We start from the raw sequence: 19,462 nt of genomic DNA on the forward strand, positions 1-19,462 counted from the left end.
TAATTCATTCATAACTAAATCAAATGCCTTCATTTGACACTTTTCATAGTACTCTTTATTATCAACTTAAAGTATAAGAAAGGTGAAGAGGTTAAATGAAACCACCATTAACAAAAGAGGAACGAGAATCCCTTTTCCCTTATGCAACTAAAGAACAACTGGATTTTCTCTTAAACCATGTTAAACAAGGCTTCAAAACAAAATTTTTAAATATAATGGCCGATAAAAAAGTAACACTCGTTCGTTCTCAAGATGTCACGTTAGTAGAGATTGAAAAAGATGCTAGTAGCTGGATTCTTGAAGATTATATTGATTATGGAAAAGGCAACTACCTCGGCCGATGTGCCTGCAACAGAAAATTAAGACGAGTATTTACTGTAAAACATGTAGTGACCGGAAGAAGAATTGATTATGGTGAAGATCATCTTATGCAATTTCTCGGCATCGATGAAAATATTTTAAGAGACATTGTTAAAGATGCTTCCATTATTCATTTAGAACTGGATGAATTGCTCATAAAAATCAAAGAAAACCAATACGGCTATGAAATATTGGAAGATTTAGACGGAATGGAAATACCAGAAGATATTCAGGCCCATATCAATGCGAACGTCCCCTTATTAGATCGACAAATAAATCGTTTATATCGAAAATTGCGTGAAATTGAAAGGAATGTAAGAAAACAGCAAGAAGAATCATTAATGAAAGCTCTGTTGGAAGAAAAAAATCGAATGCTTCAACAAATAGAGCGGGAACATAGAAGATTGGAAGCAATAGTGGAAAAAGTTCGTCAAAATCTCCCACCAAACCCAACAAAAGAAATGATTGCACTTCAACTTGTATTCAACGGCTTCTCTAGCACATTAGAAATATGTCACATCTTAATTGATTACTTTGGTCAAGATGGCTCTTTATCTGCCGGAGTCCATAAAAGACCAAGAATTTTTCCATCCATTCTTCAACATTTTCTAGAACAAACAGAAAAGGGAAATTTAATACTTATGGAAAAAATCGGTGTTGAAGATTGTATCTTTATTCCAAATGAATATGTAAACATCCGATTAGAAATGGAAGATACTATTGAGGAAAATAACGAAGGGGAAGAACAGTTAACTTTATTCTTATAAAATTTTATAAAACTCCTTCGCCATGTCGTTATCTAATTTAATGATGATTTCATCGCTTGTAATTTCATTTTCATGATGAAATTTTTTGATTTGAATATTTCTAAATAAATAGCAGTAAATCATATAAACAATTTCAGAACAGATTTTAAGCTGTTTATTTAGAAATGTTCTCCTAGGAGGTCGTTCAATGCTGAAAATTTTTACACATCTTTTAATTCCCAATTCCAACAACAGTCAATATGTCCGAATAGATAATGACATAAACATAGAAATGATTTCAAAATACATTTTTAATACATTTAATCAATATTCAATTGAAATTATTTACAATGAAAATTCTTTAACTGAGTTTCAGATTGTAACGATCGAACCATGGGTTACTTATTTATTGCTGATGAAAAATTATTTAATTAAAGATTTCGCCAGAGTCACCGACTTATCTAAACCCATTACTTACGTTTTTACTAAAGACGAACATGGACAATTCGTTTTTCATATCAATGATAAATTAAATCAACTTACACATCAGGTAATACTACCCGAAAAAGAATTTTTTCATACGCTTTATGAAAGTTTAATGATATATTTACAATTCATGAAAAGATGCAATGTGAATTATTACCAATACTGGATGAGTCGATACGAAAAACATATCTATATTGTTAGAAAGCAAATGGAATCAAAGTATTTTCATACATCATTTAATCATTGATGTACATCATGACCTCCCTAAAAAAGACATGCGACGAATTGTCCATGTCTTTTTTATTCAGCAATCATCGGAAAAGGCAAGTAATATTATATCTTTTTTACTTGCCTTTTTTCCTGTGAAAATATGTTTATATTACTAGTAATGAATAGGTAAAGAATACTTCATTCAGCAAATGATTGTTGGTAAAATGCACGTAAAACTTGCTAATCTAATCCTTGTCCATCCTTCTAGATTTTGCGTAATTGGCGAATACGATTAAGGAATGCAAAGTCTAGAATATATGACTGTGGAATGATAGTACTTCCGATAATTGCAGTATTAAGGAATTAGAAAACATTGTCATATTTTAGAATCAAAAACATACTTTTTTACCAGAAAACTTTGCCGAAAAATATTCTTTACACTATTAACTCAATTATCCATTAAATTTGTAATAATGGAAATACTGATATCATAATTGACGATTTTTCTGTCATAAGTGACTTTTTGTATAACTGTTTACTTGGTATTTTTTGTAATTTCTAACAATAAATTCTTGATTACCGCTACAAAATAAAAAATTATCAATGTTAGAAGTTATCTTCCATACTTTTTCTAATATGAGCATTTTGCAAAATTAGATTTTTTGGATAAAAGTATAAAAAATAAAGCACTCGACAAATAGCTACCAGCATGTTATTTTACAAAATATTACAATAATCCTGTTTTTGGGCATACCTGCAGAATTTTTCACATTGAATTTTTTTAAGCGGCTTTCTTCCCTTTATTTTCCTTTGCCATCGCTAGCGCTGAAACAAGTAATACAATAGCGTTCAGGTAAATATGGCTCTTTACTTTCTCAATTCCCCATACATGTAGGGAGTTCGACGTAAGGTAGCTTTTCATTCTTGAATTACAGCGTTCTACACTTGTCCTCTCGTTGTAAAGCTCTTTCCAACGTTTTGTATCACGGTGCGGATTGGAATATCGGCGCACATCCTTTTTGATGTCGACTTTTACCACCATTCCATAGTTGGAAGATGAACAGGCTGCCATTCCTAATGGGCAATCCACTTTGCCGGTTGCGTGAGGACATCTGAACTTGAGCTGGTCCTTATCAGCTCCCCAATAAGTCATTTCATAACCCATGGAACAACGCGGAGTTCCATTGGAAGAAATCCCTTCAGGAGGCTCTTTTTCGTTGCGCAAATTGAGCGGGATAATGGCTTGCGCTCCAATGTTTTTGGCTGATTCATAGTTTTTTAGTTGGTCATATCCGCCATCCATGATCAGAAATTCAATTTTGGATTTGGTACGCTCTGCCACTTGCTCGATTAATTCTGGTGCGACTTCTCCATCGTTCACATGGGCAGGGGTTACTTTTATGGCCATTGGCAGTTCGCTTGCGGTATCGACTGAAAGATGCATCTTATAGCCAAACCAGGTAATTTTATTGCCGAAGGAATCATATTTTGCGCCCCAATTGGCATTACCCGTTTGTTCACTACGCTTTTTGGGCTGTTTCTTTTCATAGGCATCAATGGCGGCACTGTCGATGGCCTGGTGGCTGCCGTCAATTATTCCTTCCTCCTGAGCTAACTGTACCAAGTCAAGGAAGATCTTTTCAGCCAGCTTTTTTTTGGTAAGTGCTGCAAAAACCCGGCTGAGAGTGGAGATAGACGGTGCGGGGCGATCAATCGATAAACCGCATTGATAACGGAAACGAAGGTCTTTATCCAATCGATGATGAAGGGCGGTAAAGGTGTCGATGCCTTCGAGTGGGGCAGCGATGAGAGCCCTTAGAATCCCTTCTCTGGAATGACCGTCAGCCCCTCGGGGTGAAGAACTTCTCAACTGTTTAGCATAAGGGCGTAAATCAAGCGAGCTAAAAAAGATAGGTAATTTCTCTTTTGACTCTAATTTTTGCAGTTCTTCAAAGGAAAATAGGCTTTCTTGTAGAATATACAAAGTGACTTCCTCCTTTTGAATTTTTTGTTGTTTCGTCACTTCAAAAATTCTACATTTTAGGGGTGAAGTCCTTTTTTATGTCTTTGAAATCCTTATGGCTCTTGGGTCAAAAAATATGCAAAATGCTCAAAATAAAAAAGCGATTGATTAAATTGAATCAATCGTTAAAAAGTGTTTGGCAATGGGGTTTGCTGAATTGATGAAAATCATAAGTGCAATTAATAAGCAATTCTTAGTAACCCGTGTCGCTGTACGTGTTTTTCACCCTTATTGCAAGTAATATTTTAGGCTGTCTAAAAAATTTAGACAGCCTATATCTCTTTTTTTATTCTTTTGGCTCTAAATCTTCAATAGAATCTATATCCATATAGCTTGGTACAACTAATCCAACTTTTGCCCCCACCAAATTTTCGCCTAAATCGATTATATCATCTTTGTATTGTTCATAGAACGATCCGTGCGTTACAGGCAACCAAGGAGCAACTGAAGCATCCCCTTCCCCGTTAGCAATTGCTTGGAACATGATAATTGGATCTACTGGTGTGATCGTTACATCATAGCCAAGTTGCTCTAATACAAATTTTACAACATGACTTGATGCTTCTTCCGTTTCCCATGGAGTCGACACCAATTCAAATTTCTCACCGTTAACGGATTGTAAACCTTCCATCCACTCGTTTACTTTCTCTTGGTTTTGTTCTGCCCATTTTTTTGCAGCTTCTTCAAATGTAACTGTTTGGGCATCTAGCATCACTTGCTCCATATCTTCTGGTTCCCAGTAAAAGCGATCCAACATTTCATAAGCAGTTGGGTGTTCTTCTTTTAAGTCTTTTCTAACAATCGTATTAATATTTTCCACTTCACCGAATGTGCCTTTTGGATCTTCTAAATATTTCAAATCATAAGTTGCAAATTTCCAATGAGGATTCCAACCTGTCACAATAATGGGCTCCTCACTTTGAATGGCTTTATCTAACATCGTCAACATGCCAGCAGTTGAACTTTCTGAAACTTTCCATCCTTTTAGATTTTCATATTCATTTAACGCCATTTCTGTTAATTGCATCATTCCAGCGCCCGGTTCTATACCCGTTATTGTATAATCGAGGGCTTGGCTAATACTTACTTGCTCTTCATTGCTTTGAGTTCCCTGAGATGTGTTGTCGCCACAACCTGCTAATACTAAAGATGCGGCGACTCCAAATGTTGCACCAATCGTTTTCACATATTTCATCTTATCTACCCCTCCAAAATGAATATCATTTCGGTAGGTTGTTAAAATCAATCCTATACGAAAAGTTTTATAATGCATTGCAACTGAATAAGCACACCCAACTTCAATTTACCGAATATTCAGATATAAAACTTTGTGATGTACGTTGTAATGCCTGGTAAAACTTCTCATCAACTTATTTTTGCCCAACCGACCGATAGTGTAAGGTTAACATGATTTATATCTCATTACTAGGCATAGGGTTCCAATCGATTGGATTTCGTACTAATTTACTAAATTTGATTGATTTATTTTATATTTTTTTCAAATATACCCATTTATTTAATATTCAACCATGCAAAATGAAATGGTGATTTATAATCAAAAATCTCCCAATTAGGAATCAGTTCATTCATTACTTACCTAATTGGGAGCATGACAAAACGGTTTTGGTTACTGTTTATTACGATTTATCATTCGTCTTGCGGTTTCGTTTATTGGCAACATTGTGGTCAAATTCTCTTGCTATCTCTTCTGCTCTTTTTCTTCTGTTATATTTTTGACTGCCCGAATTAAGATTCATTTTATTTTTCTTTTTCATCCTTTTCACCTCCGTTGTCTTATTTTGTACAACTTTAGGTGAAATTGCGTATACAATTTAGCAACATCATTATTTTGTAATTGTTACTTCAAAAGAATCAAAGATGATTTCTTCATTATCATTGTAAAGTTTCGGTGTAATGATAAGTTCTTTTGTTCCGCTTTGAATGTTTGCAAACGTAAAAGACCCTTTCGCAGCGTGTTTCGTCGTACTGCCTGTCAAATTCGTAATCATTTCGTAAGTATTACCGAACTCGTCTTTCACATCAAAACCAGTCACATACGGCAAATTGTATAGTGCGTAATTGGACGGCATCTGAATATTGTAATGAAGATTGATTGTATAGCCAGTTATATCAAGTGAAGGAACAAAGATTGTAAAACCATTTTTCGAATCTCGATAATTGGCTTTTATTCCTTTCACATCAATCTTTTTTAAGTGAAATTCATATGCCCAATCACCTTCAAAGTTTTCATTTGTATCATGATTCCAAACACTTCTAGGATTCCAAGTTAGTTTTACAGTGCTTGGCGATCGTCCATTTAATTCAGGTGTCAGATAAATGATGTTTTTTTAGCTGTTTCGCAAAATAGTGACAAGTTTAGGGGAAGTGAAGAAGAATTAAAAAAATGGATTGGCACAATTGCAAAATATAAAGCGATCGACATATATCGAAAACAGAAAAAAATGGAAGTGGTTTCACATTCATCAACCGCCCAGTTTCCACATGGTTGTTCTAAAATTTGTTTAGCGATGGCCTTTACATAAGGCATATATGTATCAATAACATAAGCAAGTGCTTTTTCATGTCTTAGCTTCAATTTCGAAATCACATCTTTCACTTGCTTCACTCCTTTCACTTATACCAACGAAAAAAGCTGAAAACACTCTCGTAAAAAATCGAGTAGGAGGGAGTGATTAGCTCCCGTCCTCTCACACCACCGTACGTACGGTTCCGTATACGGCGGTTCAATTAAGATAATTGACGCAAGTTTTCATAACTTCCGTGAATAGCTTGTCTTCTTATGCCAGTGGTCACTCCACCCTCCAAGAGGTCTCCCACGGGATTCACCGCTTCCTTCCTCAAGTGAGGTACTACGTTTTCTGTGTTCATCATGACTCACTGAATGCCAAGGGCTATTCTCTCTTAATTGTTCGGTCCTTCTCAGTTGTTCTAGACCAACTAATACTATGACCTCTGCTGACTTCTGACGGTTCAGCTACTTATCGCTAAGTAGGTTATGAAGAGTACTTCACCTATCCGCCAGACCTCCCCGGGTAAGTACATGCACTTTCACACCATCTATCCGCCTCATCTACTCGATATGACCTTCGACAGAAAGAGCTTTGTTTTGTTTGGCAAACTCACTCAATCATACCTAGCCTTATATGAGGTTCGTGTTCCTCGGACCGGTGTTTTGCCTCCAGCTTCCTTCAGATTCCGCGTCACCACGGACACCCTTGCTCTTGGCTAACCTCTACTTCTGTCTTCGGGGTTCGGGACTTACACCCTATAGTTCATGTACATGCCGGGCGCACCAAAAAAACATATCCTCTTTCATGAGAGATATGTTTCATTATATAGAAAATGTTTTAACTTGAAGGAGGCTTTGTAATAAAATTCCGAACTGACCTAAAACTTTTGTAATTCTTCAATCCAAGTAATGATTCTCCGCGTACGTTGGATATTGAATGGAGGGTTTTTACTTTTAAAAAATTCCAATACTTCTTCTAATAAAGAAACATAATAAGATTTCTCCATTTTCCAAAACTCAAGCATTTTTGGAGGCAATCCTTTGCAATGGACAACTCCGCCAAACTGATCATGCCATTCATAATCCCCACGAAAAATTGCACGTCTGCCGTCCTGAAATAAAAATTCAACAATTTCATAACGTTCATATCGTTTTCTTTCAAGTTGTCGAACATCACAATCAAATAAAGCATCCATCCATTCTAGACTATGAATGCCGTACCAATAATATCCTGGCATCTTCTCTTGTAGTGGTAAAGGACCAAACCCATAGAGAAATTCAACGTCATCCTTATGAATGCCTTTTAATAGTTCGCTAAATCTGAGACTTGAAGATGAAAATATAGGCGTTTCATATCGTGTAGCCAACTCAACCATCCGATCAAAATTCTCTAACCCAATGGTAATGGGTTTATCAATGAATATGGGTTTCTGAAAGGAGGCGATTTTTTCAAACCATTGCAAATGATTTCTTCCGTCAACCGTTATAATCCACCAAGCATCTACTTCTTCATTCAATGTCTGAACATCATCAAATTCTGGTATATGATAGGATAGTAATACATTTTTATATTTTTTGGCTCGGTCCCGACTAATCGGCAAATCTTCAGAATAGCTTTCAATAAAACCACTAAACTCCACATCGTTTATATAAAAAGGATGATTTTCATCATGTAACATACTCGAAAATATTTCAACATGGGAAGTATCATTACCGATTAATCCGATTTTCATAACTTGCCTCCTTAAAGACATAACATTGTCTAGGTCTACCTCTGCCATTTACTTTTTCCAAACCGAAAAACTCAATTAAATTGGAATCTAGCCAATTTGAAATAATGCGATTGGCAGTCCGTTTTGTAACGTTTAAATTAATGGCTACCTCATCAGATGTAAAATAATTTAAATTGTTTTTCAATAAATATTTCTTAATTGTTTCAATTTGCCTCGTTTGAAATTCTTTCTCATGATCTGTTAATTGATAAACGGTCGGTATATTAATAATAATTGGCCCGATGACATTACGTTCTTCATTGACGATAAACGCAATATTCGTTGAATGTTGCTGACATTGCTTTAATGCCACATCTGCATGGAAAACTGAAACAGGGATGGACATACCAAATCCTACCCCTAACATCACCTTTAACTCTTTATATTGATTGATTTCTTTAAAGATATTTAGAACTTTATAGCCTTCCGTTATTCGTTCAAAATCGCCTCGATAAGCAATGAAATGATATTCAGTTTCACTCACGGGAATAATATAGCCATACATATCATCAACAAATCGATAAAGGGCTTTTTCTAACTTATTTTTCACTCGTGCTTTTTTATTTAGCGATTGTACATTTTGATCTTTAAATTCTATTAGGAATTTTCCGTATATCACTTGGTTCTCTCTTTTTCTTCTTTGAGTCGAAGAAAGTAAAATTCGTTCAATGCAAACGATAATATCTTGTTGCGTCGGTTTCAGCCAAACGACTGGAAGATGATATTGTTTAAGGGCATCTTGCACTTTCTTAATTGAAGTAATAATTCCTACATTGGATTTCCCTTCAATTGCTTCAAGATGACGTTGTACTATTTTTTCATATCCCTCTACTATTCCTAAATGTTCAACAATTGTATAATCAATTCCTTCAATTTCACAGATCACGCTTTGTATATATTCTTTAGCTAATCCATCGATGCTAATAAATTGAATTGGATGATCTTTAATTAAGTAAAAAAGAGCTTCAAAAAAACCAGAACCTTTTAAAGGGATGTAATAGGATTCAATGGAATCATTTATATGATCTTTTACTAATAAGTAGGTTGTCCTACTGGAATACAATATGCAATCGACTTTATTCATTAGCTCTTTTGTAAAAGTAATCGCATCGTAAATTTCATCGGAAAATCGATAGACTACCTCAATATTCGGAAACATTGAAAAACTTTTTTTGATTAGTTTTTCAATCCATGTTGGCCCAATAAAGCCTATTTTGATCATCCCATTCAACCTCCAAATAAAGAATAATCGAATGATTTAATCATAAACCATTCGATTACTATTTTCTTATACTGACTGCTTATTTAGAAAATTTTTTACATATTCATCATCGTGAAGATGAGGGTACAATTTATAAACTTCATCAATTAATTCCAACTGTCCTTTGCTCAGCACTTCCCGTTCGCTTAAACATTTATTCGAGCGAATTAATCCTTGTCGGCGCAATACTTCATTGATACCTGCAATACTTCCTTTAAAATGATTATGCGAATCGAAAAATGCTGCATTTGCATGGGTTACTTCTTGAGCAATCTTCATCCATTTGGAATGAATAACATCTTTTTCCCGTTCTTCTTTAATGCTACGGAATAGTTCCACAGCTTTTGAAGTCCAGACTGCCCAATGACCTAACAATCCACCGGCAAATCGTTTCTTCCTAATTTCACCATCGACTTCCTCTTCAAATACTGTGAATAAATCATGAATTATTGAATCGTCATTGCCTGTATAAAGGGCAATCTCATTCCAACGGCTTGAGTGTAAGACCGCCCGTGCCACATCTATTGTTAAATACCTGTCGAAAGGAGCGACTTTAATTGCATAGGCATTCGGAATTTCACAAAACTGTTTCCAAAAATCAGTCGTAAATATACGGCCACCAACTGCTGGCTGTAAATAAAATCCTATAATTGGAATAATAGATGCAATTTCCCTTGCTCGTTGCAACAATTCTTCTTCAGTATAATGAAATAGCCCATTATTGCTTAATAATACAAGATCATATCCAATTTCTTTTGCAAATTGTGCTTCTTTTATCGCTTGCTCTATTTCCCCACTGACCCCTGCAATTTTAATAAAATCCGATTTTGCATGAGCAGAAATTTCCTCTATAGCTGTTTTTAATACTTGTTGATAAAACTCGAAAACTTGGTGAATCTCAAACTGTGTCGTATGAACTCCAACCGCTACACCATCTACCCCCGACTCGATATAATATCGTGTCAATAGACGTTGCGATTCTTCATCAAAAGATTTATCTTCAAATAATGCTAACGGGTGAGCAGGTATAAATGCGCCATCCATTAATTTTTCTTTTACCACATCTCTTAACATTAAAACTGCCCCTTTCGCTCTTGGAAATGGCTCGGTTTATTGAGAAGCTCACCATTATGTTGAATCCAATCGGCAATTAATTGAATCATTTCTTTTACAGAAACGGATGGATAACCAAAAGTTTGATGTGCTTTCGACGCATTGCTTAATAATGCTGTATCCGCTTCTTCACCAACGATGTTAGCTTCTTTCCCAAAGATTTTGGCAAATTCATTTGCTAACCAACGTACCGATAACAATTCAGGTCCCGTCACATTAAAAATTGTCGGAGGTGAAGAAGCATGTATTAATGACCGAATCGCAAACTCATTGGCATCACCTTGCCAAATGACATTTACATGCCCCATCGTTACATCTATCGGTTGATTATGATAAACCGCTTTTGCAATTTCCACTAACACGCCATAACGAAGATCAATTGCATAATTTAGCCGAAAAATGGACATCTTCGTTTGATTTTTATGAGAAAAATACGTAAATACTCTCTCTCTTCCTAAAGTCGATTGACCATACTCTCCCACCGGATTAGGTGTAACCGACTCATCACAGCCACCCGTTTTTACTTCTGTTAGCGGATAGACATTCCCTGTAGAAAATACGACGATTCTTGAATCTTTATAATGCTCGGCAACACGTCCAGGCAAGTAGCTGTTCATCGCCCAAGTAAAATGTTCGTTTCCAACTGTTCCAAATTTATTTCCCGCCATAAAAATGACATTTTTGGCCTTAGGTAGTTGTTGAAGCTCTGAATCATTTAACAAATCACAAGAAATTGTTTCGATACCTTTCGAATTTAGTTTTGTCTCTAAATCTTTATTTGAAAATCTTGAAACACCGATTACTCGCTGATTTGTCCCCGCTTCATTAATCGCATTTTTTAATAGATAGGCTAGAGTTGGCCCCATTTTCCCTCCAACCCCAAGGATAATAAAATCACCATTTAACTTTTTCACATCCTCAATTATTGCTTTTGATGGAGTAGACATAAATTCTTCAAGTTGTTCAACTGTTGCAATCATTGCTTTTCCTCCTAAGATAAGAATATATTTTTGAAGTTATTGAATGCTAAATAAATGAGTAGCAATAACCCAATAATACCGAGTACATTACTAAACAATTTATTTTTCAAGTCCCCCATAATTTCTTTTGAGTTGGCGATTACTAAAATGGCAATTGCGATAAACGGAACTACAAAAATCGTCACACCTTGAGCAAAAGTAATTAAGTTCACAGGGTTTCCGTCAAAAATTAAAGCAATAAACGAACCAAACAGCATTACAATAATGATGGCTATTTTCACTTTCATCGATGATAATTGGTGCCCTAACCCCAGACCATCAGCCAGTAGCCCGCCTCCAATTGTGGCATTTCCTATTAATGATGAATAGGAAGCACCGAATAAACCGAGTACAAAAATAAACACTGCAAAACTACCAAATGATGGTTTTAAAATACCCGCCATTTCAATAGCATTGTTCACCAAAATTCCTTCAGGCTTTAATACAGTTGCAGCAGTGATCATGATTAAGAATGAAATAAATCCTAATAAGAATATCCCGAAAATTGCTTCAAATTTACTCTCTTGAACCTCTTTTCGACCTACTCCTTTTTCACGCACTAAATACGATTGATAGATAGCACCTACGATTGAGAATGAAGTCGCTATTAAAGCAATTACTAGTGCCATACTACCTTCAGGGAATCTAGGTACAAATCCGCTAAAAATGTCGACAATCGAAGGTTTTACGATGATTAACGTAATTAAGAAGGCGAATAACATCAAAATGACTAAAGCCAACATCAATTTTTCCAGCACTTTATAAAATTGCGTTAAAAATAATAAAGCTACGCCAAGTAAAGTACCTACAATAATCCAAACTTTTGAACTGATACCAGTAATCGCTTCAACCGCAATCCCCGTTCCAATTGCATTCCCAGCTTGGAATGAAGAACAAACTAAAAATGCACCAATTCCAATAATGATCCCTGCCCATTTCCCCCATTTTTCTTTCACTAGATTAATAAACGTATCTTTTCCGGCAATCCCTATTCTTGCTGCCATTTCTGTATAACAGGCCATTAAGATGACAGCGACAATGATAGACCACACTAATTCAGTTCCATAAATTGCGCCAATTTTTGAGTTTAATGTGATGGAACCTGGCCCTAATACAAGTGCCGAAGTAATAAGACCAGGACCTAAAATTTTCAAAAATTTCAAAAACCCATTTCCTCCATTTTGATGATTCCCAGAGATTGAAGCATTTACCTCTTTGTCCTTCATCACCATTTCTTCCATCCCCCTTTTTATTCAGAATTTTCTTTAATTTAATTTTATTGAAAATCTTAGTCCTCGAACACGACCTAAAATTGTCCTTAAATCAATAGTTGAATTTCTTTGATTTTATAAGCACTTTAATGAATTCAGAAGAACAGGCTCGGAGACTTTTGCGGATACCATCAATCGAGTAGGAGGGAGCGATTAACTCCCGTCCTCTCACACCACCGTACGTACGGTTCCGTATACGGCGGTTCAATTAAGATCATTGACGCAAGTTTTCATAACGAGCTTCAAGACTTTTCAGCCCTTGGTTTCTCCAATAGGAGTTACCAAGGGTTCTGTGTAATATTGGACTATTTGAAATACGCCAATAACTCTTCCGAGTATTTCCCCATTCATACGCTTGCCATTGTGGTACGCCAAGTTGAATAAGGTTGCGTATCTTTGTTTTCGGTTTCTTCCAGTTCTTCCATATACACATTCGAAGTCTTCTACGAATCCATTTATCTAATTCAAGGAATATAGATTTGGTGTCTGCTAACGCAAAATATCCACACCATCCCATTAGATATTGATTCAGTTTCTGAATGCGGTATTCCATCGGGTAGGGCATCTTGCGTGATGTGATTTCACGAACTTTATTCTTCACTCGTTTAAGGCTTTCTTTTGCGATACGAACCTTTGGCTCTTTATGATAGGTAAAGCTAAATCCTAGAAACTTACGTTTCCATGGACGGTCGACCGCTGATTTCTTCTCATTTACTTTCAGTCGTAGTTTTCCTTCAATAAATCGCTGGATACTTGCCATTGTGCGAAGTCCTGCTCGTTTACTTTTCACGTAAATGTTACAGTCATCCGCATATCGAACGAATTTGTGTCCTCTTCTTTCCAATTCTTTATCTAGTTCATCTAGTACAATGTTAGATAGTAGCGGACTTAATGGTCCTCCTTGTGGAGTTCCCTCAAATGTGTTTGACACCACACCATTAATCATGACGCCCGATTGTAAATACTTACGAATCAATTTCAGTAATGGTTTATCTTGGATTCTCTTCGCGAGTGTACCCATTAATCTGTCATGGTTGACCTTATCAAAGAATTTCTCCAAGTCCATATCTACAACCCATCGATGTCCATCTCTTATATATTCTTTCGCTTTCCTCACCGCATCATGGGCACTTCGGTTTGGTCGAAATCCGTAGCTGTTTTCAGAGAATGTAGGGTCATACACTTTTGAAAGTACTTGGGCGATTGCTTGTTGAATCAAACGGTCTGTTACGGTAGGGATTCCTAGTAGACGAACACCGCCGTCAGGTTTCGGGATTTCGACTCTGCGGACTGGCATTGGTTCATAAGTTCCCTTGAGAATTGCCTCCTTAATAGATAGCCAGTTTTCGACTATGTGCTGTCGTAGGTTTTGTACGGGCATCATATCTACTCCGTGGCTTCCTTTATTCTGTTCTACACGTTTTAGTGCTTGAAGCATATTCTCCCGTGACAGGATTTGATTCAAAAGCATCGTTATTCTCCTTCCGTGAATAGCTGTTCTCTTTATGCCAGTGGTCACTCCACCCTCCAAGAGGTCCCCCACGGGATTCACCGCTTCCTTCCTCAAGTGAGGTACTACGTTTTCTGTGTTCATCATGACTCACTGAATGCCAAGGGCTATTCTCTCTTAATTGTTCGGTCCTTCTTAGTAGTTCTAAACCAACTAATACTATGACCTCTGCTGACTTCTGACGGTTCAGCTACTTATCACTAAGTAGGTTATGAAGCGTACTTCACATATCCGCCAGACCTCCCCGGGTAAGTACATGCACTTTCACACCATCTATCCGCCTCATTTACTCGATATGACCTTCGACAGAAAGAGCTTTATTTTGTTTTGCAAACTCACTCAATCATACCTAGCCTTATATGAGGTTCGTGTTCCTCGGACCGGTGTTTTGCCTCCAGCTTCCTTCAGATTCCGCGTCACCACGGACACCCTTGCTCTTGGCTAACCTCTACTTCTGTCTTCGGGGTTCGGGACTTACACCCTATAGTTCATGTACATGCCGGGCGCACAAAAAAGAGCAACCAACTTTATTCGTTGATTGCTTTTCTTTTTATGCTTTCGATTAATTTTATTGCTACATCAAATGCCGGTTTCCACCATGCCAATTTCTGACGATTCAACATCGTTTAGTACATGCTTCTATGAGGACCACAATGAACACTTATGGTGACTATATATCAAGAGCGGTTCAACGGCTGAATCTCATTTTGATTAATTTTTAAAGAGACAGTTTGATAATGGAACATTATTATTAATTCAAAATTGTGAATAAATAAAAAAACCTTACAACCATTGAGGAAGTAAGGCTTTTGTGTAGCGTCCCAGGAGGGATTCGAACCCCCGACCGACGGCTTAGAAGGCCGTTGCTCTATCCAGCTGAGCTACTGAGACATTTTGTTTTCCCAAAGGACAATATTTATTATATTAGCGTAGTGTGAAAATGTCAACGGGTTTTTAAAAATTTTTTCAACTAATTTTCACACTACGAACCATTTTATAATTCTTCCAATGGATACTCTTTTTGAAATATTTCTTCCCCTTGATCCGTATACGCAGTAACTTTCCAAATTGAATCATTATACTCTAACACTGCGTAACTCTTTTCATCAATGCCCCGAGGCTTTAACAAGCTCCCGGGATTTACAAACAGAATATTGTCTATCAATTCTGCACCAAGTAAATGGGAATGTCCAAACAACACCGCATCTGCTTCTACTTCCTTTGCACGATAAAACAGATTCATGGTTGTCGACTTTACATTGAATAAATGTCCATGCGTTACATACACTTTTTTATTCTCAATTTCAAACTGCAATTCTTCAGGAAACCGGCTATCCCGGTCACAATTGCCGCGAACTCGCTTTACTCCTTCTAGATATGGGTGTTGATAATCTAGTTCGCTATCCCCACAGTGAATGACCACATCCACTCCTGGATGTCGCTCCTTAACTACTTGTATGATTTCTGCATCCCCATGGGTATCACTCATCACTAATAATTTCATTGTCTCCACCCTTATTTTTTACTTTGCATCCAAGTAATGAAAAATATGCCTAATAAAAATTTTAATAAAATCTGCTTGAAATGTAAAAGGTTAATTGCTGACAAAATACGACTTGCTGTTTTACTTAATGTACACAAGTAAATCTTTGTTTCGCATATCATTAAATAATTGCAACATTTGCTTAAATACTTGTGACTAAAATACTCGCAACTTTATCCTAAATAAAAAAGAGGCTGCTTGAGCCCCTTTACTTTAAGCTTTTTTCACAAATTCGGATTTTAACTTCATTGCACCAAAACCATCAATTTTACAATCGATGTTGTGATCTCCCTCTACCAACTTGATGTTTTTTACTTTAGTGCCAATTTTTAATGTGGAAGAACTTCCTTTTACTTTTAAATCTTTAATGATTGTCACTGTATCGCCATCTTGTAAAAGATTGCCGTAAGCATCTTTTACTACCAAGCCTTCCTCTTCAGTATGGTCGTTTTCAGTCCATTCATGAGCGCATTCTGGACAAATAAATACGTTTCCATCTTCATACGTATATTCTGAATTACATTTTGGACAGTTTGGTATCATTTCTTTTTCCTCCATATTTACATCATTACCTACTACTATAATGAAGTCTTAACGAGATTTCAAATGTTTATGGAAATTTTCAAACTGTCCACTTTATTTTAATACATTCGGCAACTCTTCTGTTAACTTCCGAATCGCATTTCCTCGGTGGGAAATTGCACCTTTCTCTTCTGGTGTAAGTTCTGCCATAGTACGACCTAATTCTGGTACGTAAAAGATTGGATCGTAACCAAAACCATTAGTACCTCTTTTTTTGTGCAAAATTCTGCCTTCACATGCGCCTAAGAATGTTCTCGTTTCGATGTTTGGACCGCTAATAGCGATGGCACAAACGAAGCGTGCTGTGCGCTCTTCATCCGGAATCCCTTGCATTTTTTCAAGCACTTTTTGAATATTTGCTTCATCATCATGATCTCCCGCATAACGGGCGGAAAATACCCCTGGTTCACCGCCTAAAGCATCGATTGCCAAACCGCTATCATCCGCAATAACGAGTTTACCAAGGGCTTGTGAGAGGGCTTCTGCTTTTAATATTGCGTTTTCTTCAAAGGTTGTACCTGTTTCTTCAATTTCCATATCACTCGCTATATCTAGCATTGTTACAACCTCATAATGAAGCGGCTTGAAAATCGCTTCAAAATCTTTTGCTTTTCCTCTATTTTTCGTTGCAATTACAACTTGTTTCATCATTCTTTTGACTCCCCAACTTCTAGAATGAATTTTGCATCTTCACCAAGTACGGACTTTTGTATTTCAATTAATTCTCGAATTCCTTTTTCACCGAGAGCAAGCAACGTATTTAATTCTTCTCGAGAGAATGTCTCTTCCTCCCCAGTACCTTGTATTTCAACGAATCTGCCGCTTCCAGTCATTACTAGATTCATATCTACCTTTGCTTGAAAATCCTCTGAATAATTTAAATCTAAAACCGCTCCAATCGGTTCTACAAATCCGACACTTGTTGCTGCTAAAAAATCAGTAACTGGAAACTTTTCAAATGGAGATTCTTTATGGCGCTTTGCAAGAGCTTGTGTTAATGCAACGAACGCCCCAGTAATAGAAGCTGTTCTTGTTCCTCCATCTGCTTGTATAACGTCGCAATCAATCCAGATAGTCCGCTCTCCAAACGCTTCTAAATCAACAACTGCCCGCAATGCTCGTCCAATTAAACGTTGAATCTCCATCGTACGTCCACCGATTTTACCTCGTGAAGATTCACGGATAGTACGTTCTTGCGTTGCTCTTGGCAACATGGAATATTCTGCAGTAATCCAACCTTTTCCTTGCCCACGCAGAAAGCTAGGAACTTTCTCTTCTATCGTAGCTGTACAAATTACTTTTGTATTACCTACTTGAATTAAAACAGATCCTTCTGGATGAATTAAATAATCTGTTTCGATTGTTACAGGTCTTAATTGATTTACTTCTCTTCCATCTACTCGCATGTACTTTCCTCCTACAAATAATCGCACAATATATTAACATACATTTTCTCCAGAAAAAAGTCATTGCACATTTTTGAAACTTTTTTGGCATACAATCTTTATAGCTTGTAGCACTGTACTACAAGTAAAAAAGCTCGAAAAGTGCCTTTCGAGCTTTCTTCATGTCTCATGCAATTCGGTATAACCGAATGATTTTGCTGCTTGATGTACCGAATCGCATGAGACTCAAAATGATTTGAGCATCATGGATTTTTTGAGTTGTTAAAATTGAATTTTTCTTACATCTAAGTGTTTCATTTCTAACCAATTTTCAGCAATTGTACGGAAAATGGGCACCGAGCCGGTCACATAGAAAATATGATGTGGTTTATGATTTTCATTTCGGAGTAAGTGATGTTTTGTTAATAGCTCTTTTACTTCTTTTGCAGTTTCTTCTGCTGATGATAAAACAGTTACATTAGGTCCAACTACCTTTTCGATATGATGTTGAATCATCGGATAGTGAGTACAACCTAAAATGACTGTGTCAAAACTTTTATTTTCAAGCGGCTTTAATCCATTCGCTACAAGGTCGAATGCAAATTGTCCTTCATATTCTCCACTTTCAACTAGCGGTACAAATGTCGGACACGCAAGAGGAATAATTTTCGCCTCCGTATTTAAAGCAAGCAGTGCACGTTCATATGCGCCACTTTTAATTGTTCCTTCTGTTGCAAGAACCACAATTCGATTGTGCTTCGTTTTTTTTACAGCTGCTCGGGCTCCCGCATTAATGACGCCCACTATTGGAATTGAGAGCTGTTCTCTTAAAACATCTAATGCTACTGCCGTTGCCGTATTACATGCGATAACAAGGAGTTTTATATTCTGTTTTTCCAACGCTTTTGCTAACTGCATAGTAAAGGCGAGAACCTCTTCACTTTTTCGTGGGCCATAGGGGCACCTTGCAGTATCGCCAATGTAATAAATCGTTTCATTTGGCAAAACATTGATAATTTGTTTTGCAACAGTTAAGCCACCTACTCCTGAATCGATAACGCCTATTGGGGCATTCACTTATACCGCCTCTATCCTATTTCATTTGTATGATATATTATTATCTATTCTATTTTGACCTAATTCTTTACTAAGTTCAATGATTCTTTTATTCATACAATTGAACAGGAAAAGACAGTTTTTTATTTGAATACCCTCATGTTAAACATCGCGCCATTGATCCATGCAACTGCCCGATTGTTGTAATTGTATATCAGATAATAATTGACATTTTTTTGAATAAGTATTTTTCATCACTAATACGATTGTAGCCTTTTAAAATTCATTTTAGGATTTAAAGCCACTATCTTAAATCGATTAATGCAATGAAAGCTCGTCAAGCCTTAGCAATTCAATCAGTGCCTGTGACCTGCTAGAAACGCCCAGTTTTTGAATTGTGTTTGAAATATGGTTACGCACCGTTTTTTCGCTTATGCCCAACTTTTGTGAAATTTCTTTTGTGGAATAATCTAAAATTAATAATTGAAATATTTCCCGCTCTCTTTTCGTTAAAAGCGAACGATGCTGCGGGCTACTCATAAGGCAACACCCTCCTATCTCCTCTCTATGTAAAGTATGTCATGAGGGTGGAGGC

General features: G+C 36.6%; 20 protein-coding genes and 1 tRNA gene. 2 read left to right on the forward strand and 19 right to left on the reverse strand.

The window, feature by feature from the left end; genetic code table 11:
- Window positions 1-95: 95 nt before the first annotated feature.
- Together UtA1_RS12710 and UtA1_RS12715 are read left to right on the forward strand one after the other, a co-directional pair.
- Window positions 96-1,127 carry a hypothetical protein gene (locus tag UtA1_RS12710; protein ID WP_096551418.1) on the forward strand — a complete coding sequence of 344 codons (1,032 nt, stop codon included), beginning with the start codon at window positions 96-98 and terminating at the stop codon, window positions 1,125-1,127.
- 187 nt (window positions 1,128-1,314) lie between these two features.
- Complete coding sequence (locus UtA1_RS12715; protein ID WP_016837221.1) at window positions 1,315-1,839, forward strand: hypothetical protein; 525 nt, start codon at window positions 1,315-1,317, stop codon at window positions 1,837-1,839.
- Window positions 1,840-2,583: 744 nt separating this feature from the next.
- On the opposite strand, the gene UtA1_RS12720 is transcribed toward UtA1_RS12715, so the two are convergent.
- The 19 genes from UtA1_RS12720 to UtA1_RS12810 form a co-directional block, all read right to left on the reverse strand.
- The gene (locus UtA1_RS12720; protein WP_096550268.1) at window positions 2,584-3,786 is read right to left on the reverse strand and encodes a transposase; all 1,203 of its coding nucleotides are present in this window, start codon (window positions 3,784-3,786) and stop codon (window positions 2,584-2,586) included.
- 325 nt (window positions 3,787-4,111) lie between these two features.
- On the reverse strand, window positions 4,112-5,020 hold the full coding sequence (locus UtA1_RS12725) for a glycine betaine ABC transporter substrate-binding protein (RefSeq protein ID WP_016837219.1): 909 nt from the start codon (window positions 5,018-5,020) through the stop codon (window positions 4,112-4,114).
- Window positions 5,021-5,462: 442 nt separating this feature from the next.
- Window positions 5,463-5,600, reverse strand: a complete 138-nt coding sequence (locus UtA1_RS17270) for a hypothetical protein (protein WP_168412600.1) — start codon at window positions 5,598-5,600, stop codon at window positions 5,463-5,465.
- Window positions 5,601-5,669: 69 nt separating this feature from the next.
- Window positions 5,670-6,023 carry a DUF5643 domain-containing protein gene (locus tag UtA1_RS12730; RefSeq protein WP_096551420.1) on the reverse strand — a complete coding sequence of 118 codons (354 nt, stop codon included), beginning with the start codon at window positions 6,021-6,023 and terminating at the stop codon, window positions 5,670-5,672.
- 131 nt (window positions 6,024-6,154) lie between these two features.
- Complete coding sequence (locus tag UtA1_RS17925) at window positions 6,155-6,442, reverse strand: hypothetical protein (protein WP_331854537.1); 288 nt, start codon at window positions 6,440-6,442, stop codon at window positions 6,155-6,157.
- Between the two features lie 131 nt (window positions 6,443-6,573).
- Entirely contained in the window at window positions 6,574-6,717 is a 144-nt protein-coding gene (locus UtA1_RS17275; RefSeq protein ID WP_172597780.1) for a hypothetical protein, read from the reverse strand.
- Between the two features lie 516 nt (window positions 6,718-7,233).
- The gene (locus UtA1_RS12750) at window positions 7,234-8,088 is read right to left on the reverse strand and encodes a Gfo/Idh/MocA family oxidoreductase (RefSeq protein ID WP_172597877.1); all 855 of its coding nucleotides are present in this window, start codon (window positions 8,086-8,088) and stop codon (window positions 7,234-7,236) included.
- Window positions 8,066-9,349: a hypothetical protein gene (locus UtA1_RS12755; RefSeq protein ID WP_096551424.1), complete on the reverse strand. Its 1,284-nt coding sequence runs from the start codon at window positions 9,347-9,349 to the stop codon at window positions 8,066-8,068. The genes UtA1_RS12750 and UtA1_RS12755 overlap by 23 nt, the downstream gene beginning before the upstream one ends.
- 66 nt (window positions 9,350-9,415) lie before the next feature.
- On the reverse strand, window positions 9,416-10,462 hold the full coding sequence (locus UtA1_RS12760; protein WP_096551426.1) for a dihydrodipicolinate synthase family protein: 1,047 nt from the start codon (window positions 10,460-10,462) through the stop codon (window positions 9,416-9,418).
- A complete protein-coding gene (locus tag UtA1_RS12765) occupies window positions 10,462-11,478 on the reverse strand; it encodes an NAD-dependent epimerase/dehydratase family protein (RefSeq protein WP_096552533.1) in 1,017 nt (338 codons plus the stop codon). Before UtA1_RS12765 ends, UtA1_RS12760 begins: the two co-directional genes overlap by 1 nt.
- 14 nt (window positions 11,479-11,492) lie before the next feature.
- A complete protein-coding gene (locus tag UtA1_RS12770) occupies window positions 11,493-12,761 on the reverse strand; it encodes an Nramp family divalent metal transporter (protein WP_232019842.1) in 1,269 nt (422 codons plus the stop codon).
- A gap of 244 nt (window positions 12,762-13,005) precedes the next feature.
- Window positions 13,006-14,262: a group II intron reverse transcriptase/maturase gene (gene ltrA / locus UtA1_RS12775; RefSeq protein WP_096552535.1), complete on the reverse strand. Its 1,257-nt coding sequence runs from the start codon at window positions 14,260-14,262 to the stop codon at window positions 13,006-13,008.
- 856 nt (window positions 14,263-15,118) lie between these two features.
- Window positions 15,119-15,192, reverse strand: a tRNA-Arg gene (locus UtA1_RS12780).
- A gap of 103 nt (window positions 15,193-15,295) precedes the next feature.
- Entirely contained in the window at window positions 15,296-15,805 is a 510-nt protein-coding gene (locus UtA1_RS12785) for a metallophosphoesterase (protein ID WP_016837208.1), read from the reverse strand.
- A 252-nt stretch (window positions 15,806-16,057) separates the two neighbouring features.
- On the reverse strand, window positions 16,058-16,387 hold the full coding sequence (locus UtA1_RS12790; RefSeq protein ID WP_016837207.1) for a zinc ribbon domain-containing protein YjdM: 330 nt from the start codon (window positions 16,385-16,387) through the stop codon (window positions 16,058-16,060).
- A gap of 93 nt (window positions 16,388-16,480) precedes the next feature.
- A complete protein-coding gene (locus tag UtA1_RS12795) occupies window positions 16,481-17,074 on the reverse strand; it encodes an XTP/dITP diphosphatase (RefSeq protein ID WP_026018976.1) in 594 nt (197 codons plus the stop codon).
- Complete coding sequence (rph, locus tag UtA1_RS12800) at window positions 17,074-17,832, reverse strand: ribonuclease PH (RefSeq protein ID WP_096551432.1); 759 nt, start codon at window positions 17,830-17,832, stop codon at window positions 17,074-17,076. The genes UtA1_RS12795 and rph overlap by 1 nt, the downstream gene beginning before the upstream one ends.
- A 261-nt stretch (window positions 17,833-18,093) precedes the next feature.
- The gene (gene racE, locus UtA1_RS12805; RefSeq protein WP_016837204.1) at window positions 18,094-18,888 is read right to left on the reverse strand and encodes a glutamate racemase; all 795 of its coding nucleotides are present in this window, start codon (window positions 18,886-18,888) and stop codon (window positions 18,094-18,096) included.
- Window positions 18,889-19,185: 297 nt separating this feature from the next.
- The gene (locus tag UtA1_RS12810) at window positions 19,186-19,407 is read right to left on the reverse strand and encodes a helix-turn-helix domain-containing protein (protein ID WP_016837203.1); all 222 of its coding nucleotides are present in this window, start codon (window positions 19,405-19,407) and stop codon (window positions 19,186-19,188) included.
- Window positions 19,408-19,462: the final 55 nt, after the last annotated feature.

Source organism: Ureibacillus thermosphaericus (assembly GCF_002370195.2).
Classification (GTDB): domain Bacteria; phylum Bacillota; class Bacilli; order Bacillales_A; family Planococcaceae; genus Ureibacillus; species Ureibacillus thermosphaericus.